Genomic DNA, 7,524 nt, shown 5'->3' on the forward strand with positions numbered 1-7,524 from the left:
AACAGTTTTCTGTTTGGGCATTTGCATTTCAATTGTTTACTATCTTCTATTCCATCAGAAGCTCCAATATCTCAATAGCGGCATCACTGATTTTTGTGCCAGGTCCAAATATCGCAGCGGCTCCGGAATCCAATAAAAAGGGATAGTCCTGTTTAGGGACAACGCCGCCAACAATGACCATAATATCTTCCCGGCCATACTTTTTTAATTCTGCTATTACAGCTGGCACTAAGGTTTTATGCCCTGCTGCCAAGGAGGATACGCCTAAAATATGCACATCGTTCTCCACGGCCTGTTTAGCGGCTTCCTGCGGTGTTTGAAACAATGGCCCTATATCTACGTCAAAACCGAGGTCGGCATATCCCGTAGCGACTACCTTAGCGCCACGGTCATGACCGTCCTGACCCATTTTGGCAATCATAATACGCGGCCTACGGCCATCTTGTTCCGCAAATTTATCGGCAAGCTCTTGTGCCTTCTTAAAACTACTGTCGTTTTTTATCTCCTTGGAATACACTCCTGTAAATGATTTTATTTCTGCCTTGTGACGCCCAAAAGCAACTTCCAAGGCATCACTGATTTCTCCTAGGGTTGCCCTAAGTCTGGCCGCTTCTACCGCTAAAGCTAATAAATTATCGGAAGCTCCGTTACCAATCATCTTTGTTTTGGCCGCCTCTGTTAGCTTCTGCAGGCAAACTTCTACTTCTTTGCTATCCCTATCTCGCTTTATAGCATTTAATCTTTCGACTTGCTCCTTACGAACCGCTTGGTTGTCTACTTCCAGTATCTGTAACTCGTCCTCTTCTTCTAGTCTGTATTTGTTTACGCCCACAAGTACATCCTGTTCGCTGTCCAATCGTGCCTGTTTTCTGGCGGCCGCTTCCTCGATACGCATCTTGGGGATTCCGGCTTCAATGGCTTTGGTCATACCGCCCAAATCTTCTACCTCTTCCATAAGCTCCCAAGCTTTCTCAGCCAACTCATTCGTTAAGGTCTCCACATAATAACTTCCAGCCCAAGGATCTACAGTCTTGGTTATCTTGGTTTCTTCTTGTAAGTATATCTGGGTCTCACGGGCAATTCGGGCAGAAAAATCCGTTGGTAGGGCTATGGCCTCATCCAAGGCATTGGTATGTAAACTCTGCGTACCTCCAAAAACAGCTGCCGCTGCTTCAATGGTAGTTCGCGCCACATTATTAAACGGGTCTTGTTCCGTAAGACTCCAGCCACTAGTCTGGCAATGCGTTCGCAAGGCAAGTGATTTTTGATTTTGAGGATTGAACTGCTTCACCAGTTTTGCCCACAACATACGCGCAGCGCGCAGCTTGGCTATTTCCGTAAAATGATTCATGCCAATACCCCAAAAAAAGGAAAGTCTGGGTGCAAAATCATCAATTTTTAAACCGGCTTTAATTCCGGTTCGGATGTATTCCAGTCCGTCCGCTAGGGTATAGGCCAGTTCTATATGCGCAGGCGCACCTGCTTCATGCATGTGGTACCCCGAGATACTAATGCTATTGAACTTAGGCATAAACTGACTCGTATATTCAAAAATATCGGCCACCAGTTGCATGGAAGGTTCTGGTGGATAGATATAGGTGTTGCGCACCATAAACTCTTTTAAAATATCGTTCTGTATAGTGCCTGCCAATAAAGCTTTGGACACGCCTTGCTCTTCCGCAGCAACAATATAAAAGGCCATTATGGGCAATACCGCACCGTTCATGGTCATGGAAACCGACATCTTATCCAAAGGAATTCCATCGAACAAGATTTTCATATCCTCTACGGAGTCGATTGCAACACCTGCTTTTCCCACATCGCCCACCACGCGCTCATGGTCACTATCATATCCCCGATGGGTAGGCAAATCAAAAGCAACGGATAAACCCTTTTGTCCGCCTTTCAGATTTCTTCTATAAAATGCATTGCTCTCTTGAGCCGTAGAAAACCCAGCATATTGGCGAATGGTCCAAGGCCTTCTAACGTACATTGTAGAATAGGGCCCACGCAAATAAGGTGGGATTCCTGCTGCAAAATTTAGATGCTCCAAAGACGCTATGTCCGACTCGGAATAAGTCTTTTTTAGTTCGATATTTTCTGCAGTAACATACCCCGTACTGCCATCTGAGGTAGCATTAGTTTTTTTTGCAGTTACCGCCAAAGAATTTAAACTAAGATTGTCCAGGCTTTTTCTACTCATCCTTCAATCTATTTTGTTCCATGGTTTCTGCTAAACGCTTTTCTATTATTGGTACCAGCAACGTTTTTCTTGCGTTGGTTTTCACAAAAGGATAAAGCTCTAGGTTTTCTTTCATGGTATCCGTCTCATTCTGGAACTTGTTCGTCCCCACCAAAACTTCTTCTTGTGCATTAAAACGTTCCTGCTGTTTGTTGGCAGACTTTTTAATTTTTCCTTGGATAGTATGATTTTTAAGCTGTTTTAAGAATCCGCCGCCCTTCTCAATAGACTTTAACAGTGACAAGCTTTTTTCTGCCAGCTGCTCAGTCAAAGATGCTATATAATAGGACCCGTCCGATGCATTGCTTACTTTATCGAAATAGCTTTCCTCTTTTAAGAGTAACAATTGATTCAGGGCAATACGCTCCCCAAAATCGTTGGATTTATTATATAGTGCATCATAAGGCATATTAATAACCGTATTGGCACCTCCTAATACGGCGGACATACATTCCGTGGTGGTCCGCAGCATGTTTACATTATAATCGTAAAGTGTTTTATTTCTTTTAGAAGGATAGGCAACAATATGACAATCTAACTTCATGTCATAAACCGAAATTAAATTTTCCCACAGCACTCGTAACGCTTGTAGTTTGGCTATTTCAAAGAAATAGTTACCTCCAACAGCTACCTTAAAAACCAAGGATTTAATCTGGTTACCGCTACCACTGTGATCTATATGGTTTAAATACTCATTGGCATGTGCCATGGCATAGCCCAATTGCTGTACCATTGTAGCTCCAGAATTTTCATACAAGGAAACATCCACGCTTAGGATGTGCTTAGCTTTTCTTTTTAGCATCAAATCCAAGCATCGATGGTCTTTTTCTAGACTAGTGTACCAATTTCCCGTACGTGCTAAATTGCCTATGATGTCCACATTAAAATAAATGGCACCTTCATGACCCTTGGCAACATCCAAAACTGACTGTATATAAGGCTCCGAAAGAAACTGCATTTCTAAATAAACAGAAGTCAGTTTTAGGTCAATATTCTTCAACAACACTGAACTATCAATCGTTTCCGATGGAATAATAAACTGTATCCGTTCTGCACCGTTCTGCAGTACTTTAATGGCTTTCTTATTGGCCATTGCCGCATTACCAGCATAAATTTCCTGTCCGATAGACCATCCATGTTCAGGCAAAGGTATTTCCGAAAAGATATCCGACATGGAGTCCTGATGGTAAAAGGGTTTTACCTTAATCCCTTCCGGAGATTCCCAAACCAAGGTGTCGTTATAATCCGCCCCTTTAAGATCGTACTGTATTTTCTGTTTCCAGGCCTTTTCGGAGACTTCTTCAAATTCGGTAAATAGTTTTTGCTTCATAATTAGTTTTGCCATACAAGGCATCAAAATATATGCTTTTTTTACTCATTGTCACTTCTACCGTTGCGATAAAATCAGAATCTATCGAGAACCTTATAAGCACCTAGGCTTCTCCATACTATTTTTGGGTTTGCTTCGCTACACACAAAAATCACTCGAAGTGACCTCAAGCCATTACCATTTTACAACGGAATATTCCCATGTTTTTTCTTTGGCAAATGCGCCACCTTACTTTCTAACAAGCTAAACGCTTTGATCAATTTTCTACGCGTATTCTTAGGAAGAATCACCTCATCTATAAATCCTCTTTCCGCAGCACTATAAGGGTTAGCAAATTTATTCGCATATTCCTTTTCCTTTTCAGCCAATTTCGCTTCGGAATCTGCTGCATTGGCAATTTCTTTCTTGAATATGATTTCACTAGCTCCCTTAGCTCCCATTACCGCAATTTCCGCCCCTGGCCAAGCATAGTTCATATCCGCACCAATGTGTTTGGAGTTCATCACATCATAAGCCCCGCCATAGGCCTTTCTAGTAATTACCGTTATTTTTGGTACCGTAGCCTCGCTCAAAGCATATAGCAACTTAGCACCGTTGGTTATAATGCCGTCCCATTCTTGGTCGGTTCCGGGTAAAAAGCCCGGTACATCTACCAGTACCAATAAAGGAATATTAAAACAGTCACAGAAACGCGTAAAACGAGCAGCTTTTTTAGAGGCATCCACATCCAAAACACCGGCCAGACTATTGGGCTGGTTGGCTACAACACCTACGCTTCTGCCACCTATTCTTGAAAAACCTACTACAATGTTTTCTGCATAATGCTTGTGGATTTCAAAGAACGAATCTTCATCGATGATTCCTTTGATAACCAGCCGCATATCATAAGGCTGATTCGGATTTTCGGGCACAATATGTTCCAACTCATCCCGAATCTCATTTCCGAATTCCATAGGGATTAACTCCGGTAATTCTTCACAATTTTGTGGCATGTAGGATAGCATTGTCTTTATTTGAGCAATACATTCCATATCGTTGACCGCTGTCAAATGTGTTACGCCAGACTTCGTGGCATGGGTTATTGCACCTCCCAATTCTTCCGAAGTAACCTCCTCATTGGTTACCGTTTTTACCACGTTGGGCCCGGTAACGAACATATAGCTAGAATTTTCTGCCATTAAGGTGAAATCCGTCATAGCCGGAGAGTATACCGCTCCACCTGCACAAGGTCCCATAATTCCTGATATTTGAGGAATGACTCCGGATGCCATCACATTTTTATGAAAGATATCCGCATAGCCTCCCAGGGAACGCACTCCTTCCTGTATACGGGCGCCACCACTATCATTGAGTCCGATCATGGGCACACCGATTTTAAGGGCCATATCCATCACCTTGCATATTTTCTCCGCGTGCGTTTCTGAAAGCGCTCCGCCAAATACTGTAAAATCCTGTGCAAAGACACAAACCTGTCGCCCGTTGATTGTTCCGTACCCCGTGACCACTCCATCACCGTAGAACTTCTGTTTGTCCATACCAAAATCGGTGGTTCTATGGGTAACCAGGGCACCCATTTCTTCAAAAGAACCCTCGTCCATTAGAAAATGGATACGCTCTCTTGCCGTTAACTTACCCTTTGCATGTTGTTTTTTGATGCGTTCTTCTCCACCGCCCGTTTTAGCAGCTGCTAATTTGGCTTCTAGGTTTTTTATTTTATCGCTCATATTTCACTTTTACCTTCTATTAGCTTCTATTCTGTTTCCAATCTTGGGATGCGGCCCTATGCACTTTCAACTTTACTTTCTGTTCCAAATAAAGTTGTAAACCAACCATAGCAGCAATTTTCTTTTCATCATCATATTTAGCCTTCAATGCTTCCGGACTGTAATGGTGTTGCACAAAATGGGTATCAAAATCGCCCGATTTAAACGCATCGTGCTCACAAACAAATTTTCCAAAAGACAAAGTGGTTGCTACGCCTTCAACGCGGTAGCTATCAATAGCCTGCACCATTAACTGTATGGCCTCTTCCCTCGTCTTTCCGTAGGTAATCAGTTTTGAGATCATAGGGTCGTAATACATGGGAACCGTCATCCCCTCTTCAAAGCCGTCATCTACGCGAATCCCGTCACCAGTTGGTGTTTTGTAGGTGGATAAGGTACCGATACTCGGCATAAAATTCTCTAGCGGGTCTTCTGCGTATACCCGTACTTCTAAGGCATGTCCTTTTATAGTTAAATCAGATTGTTTAAATGCTAGTGCTTCTCCCCTTGCAATTTTTATCTGCTGCTCCACTAAATCCAACCCGGTGATCAATTCTGTTACGGGGTGTTCTACTTGCAGACGCGTATTCATTTCCAAGAAATAGAACTTTTTGTTTTCGTCCAGTAAAAACTCCACCGTTCCTGCGCCTACATAATCACATGCTTTCGCCACACGGACAGCGGCCGCTCCCATCGCGGTCCGAATCTCTGGTGTTAATACGCAAGAAGGGGCTTCCTCCACAACTTTTTGATGCCTGCGTTGCACACTGCATTCCCGTTCAAAAAGATGAACTACATTCCCGTGCGTATCCGCTAAAACCTGAATCTCTATATGCCTTGGAGAACCTACATATTTTTCTATAAAAACGGCCCCGTCCCCAAAAGCGGAAACGGCCTCACTAATGGCCCGATCCATTTGCTCGGGAAGTTCTTTCAGGTAATGAACTACCCGCATCCCCTTACCACCACCTCCTGCCGCGGCCTTTATAAGAATAGGAAAGCCTATTTCTTTAGCCACTTTTTTTGCCAGGTCTTTATCCGTAATGGCTTCTTCTATGCCTGGCACCATAGGAATATCGTAGGATTTTACCGCTTCCTTGGCCGCTAGTTTATTGCCCATGATTTCAATAGCATGTGGTCTGGGACCAATAAACGTTATTCCGTTCTCTTCCACTAGCTTTGCGAAAACGGCATTTTCACTTAAAAATCCGTATCCTGGGTGTATGCCATCCGCTCCAGTCCGTTTTGCAGCGGCTATCACTTTCTCCATAACTAAATAAGATTCGGAAGAAGGAGCTTTGCCTAATAAAACCGCCTCATCGGCAAACTTTACATGGGGCGCATTACGATCGGCATCCGAATATACGGCCACCGTTTTTATCCCCATCTTACGAATGGTCTTCATGACTCGTAACGCAATTTCACCCCGATTAGCAACTAGTATTTTTTGCATCTTTTTCAGTTTATTCCATTTCAATGATCAGTTGTCCTTTATCCACACTATCTCCAACGGTTACTTCAATGGATTTAATAGTGCCTGCTCCTTGGGCCAGAATTTGGTTCTCCATTTTCATAGCGGAAAGGACCAATAATGGCGTACCTTCTTCAATCTCTTGTCCGGCTTCCACCAACACATCCATAATAAGACCTGGCATCGGTGCTTTGATGTTCTTTGCCTTTTGTGAAGCTCCAGATAATAATCCCATCTTGTCGACCAACTGGTCATAATTATCCTTTATACTCAACCGATACGTATTTCCGTTGATTAGGAGACTTACTGTTCTATCGGTGAAATTAACATCTACTAACTCTACATGATAGGCCTTCCCGTTGTCTAAGAGATGGTAGGTTTTGTCCGTTAGCGTTTGTATGTCCAATGCGGCAACATCTTGAGCACTAAGGCTAAACTCCGCATCGTCTACCATTATGAGGTATTTTTCCATCGTATTTTATTAAGTCGATTTTAAGGCTAGTATCTTTTCGTCTTTGAATATGCTAACCCACTAAGTGGATGAGCCTGTCAAAGTGAACCACGTGCGCCGGATGAAAGTGAGCATAGCAAACTAAGTGCTCAAAGTCGATTCCTTTGTAGTTAAATTTACTGTTTATTTTTTAGTTTTTTTCGCATTGATTCTCCCTTTATATCGATTCTTTGTGCTGTGTGAACGAGTCTATCTAAAATAGCATCG

6 protein-coding genes are annotated in these 7,524 nt (G+C 42.9%); all 6 read right to left on the minus strand.

Features of this window, described 5'->3' with window-relative positions; all coding sequences use genetic code 11:
- Positions 1-46 precede the first annotated feature (46 nt).
- On the minus strand, positions 47-2,203 hold the full coding sequence (gene scpA / locus BFP77_RS05370) for a methylmalonyl-CoA mutase (protein ID WP_099573023.1): 2,157 nt from the start codon (positions 2,201-2,203) through the stop codon (positions 47-49).
- Positions 2,196-3,572, minus strand: a complete 1,377-nt coding sequence (locus BFP77_RS05375; RefSeq protein ID WP_099573024.1) for a methylmalonyl-CoA mutase subunit beta — start codon at positions 3,570-3,572, stop codon at positions 2,196-2,198. Before BFP77_RS05375 ends, scpA begins: the two co-directional genes overlap by 8 nt.
- Positions 3,573-3,754: 182 nt before the next feature.
- Positions 3,755-5,296: an acyl-CoA carboxylase subunit beta gene (locus BFP77_RS05380; RefSeq protein ID WP_099573025.1), complete on the minus strand. Its 1,542-nt coding sequence runs from the start codon at positions 5,294-5,296 to the stop codon at positions 3,755-3,757.
- A 19-nt stretch (positions 5,297-5,315) separates the two neighbouring features.
- Positions 5,316-6,788, minus strand: coding sequence for an acetyl-CoA carboxylase biotin carboxylase subunit (accC, locus tag BFP77_RS05385; protein WP_099573032.1), 1,473 nt, complete (start codon positions 6,786-6,788; stop codon positions 5,316-5,318).
- A 10-nt stretch (positions 6,789-6,798) separates the two neighbouring features.
- Positions 6,799-7,278, minus strand: coding sequence for an acetyl-CoA carboxylase biotin carboxyl carrier protein subunit (locus BFP77_RS05390; protein WP_099573026.1), 480 nt, complete (start codon positions 7,276-7,278; stop codon positions 6,799-6,801).
- A gap of 155 nt (positions 7,279-7,433) precedes the next feature.
- Positions 7,434-7,524, minus strand: a 91-nt coding sequence (locus BFP77_RS17105; RefSeq protein ID WP_218963455.1) for an ATP-binding protein, incomplete at its 5' end; no start/stop codon positions are given.

It is taken from the genome of Maribacter sp. 4U21 (assembly GCF_002742365.1).
Classification (GTDB): domain Bacteria; phylum Bacteroidota; class Bacteroidia; order Flavobacteriales; family Flavobacteriaceae; genus Maribacter.

What these genes read in the sequence shown, in the direction of transcription:
- BFP77_RS05390 (WP_099573026.1), bottom strand. Translation starts at nt 7,278, where the DNA reads ATGGAAAAATACCTCATAATGGTAGACGATGCGGAGTTTAGCCTTAGT.
- BFP77_RS05380 (WP_099573025.1), bottom strand. Translation starts at nt 5,296, where the DNA reads ATGAGCGATAAAATAAAAAACCTAGAAGCCAAATTAGCAGCTGCTAAA.
- scpA (WP_099573023.1), bottom strand. Translation starts at nt 2,203, where the DNA reads ATGAGTAGAAAAAGCCTGGACAATCTTAGTTTAAATTCTTTGGCGGTA.
- accC (WP_099573032.1), bottom strand. Translation starts at nt 6,788, where the DNA reads ATGCAAAAAATACTAGTTGCTAATCGGGGTGAAATTGCGTTACGAGTC.
- BFP77_RS05375 (WP_099573024.1), bottom strand. Translation starts at nt 3,572, where the DNA reads ATGAAGCAAAAACTATTTACCGAATTTGAAGAAGTCTCCGAAAAGGCC.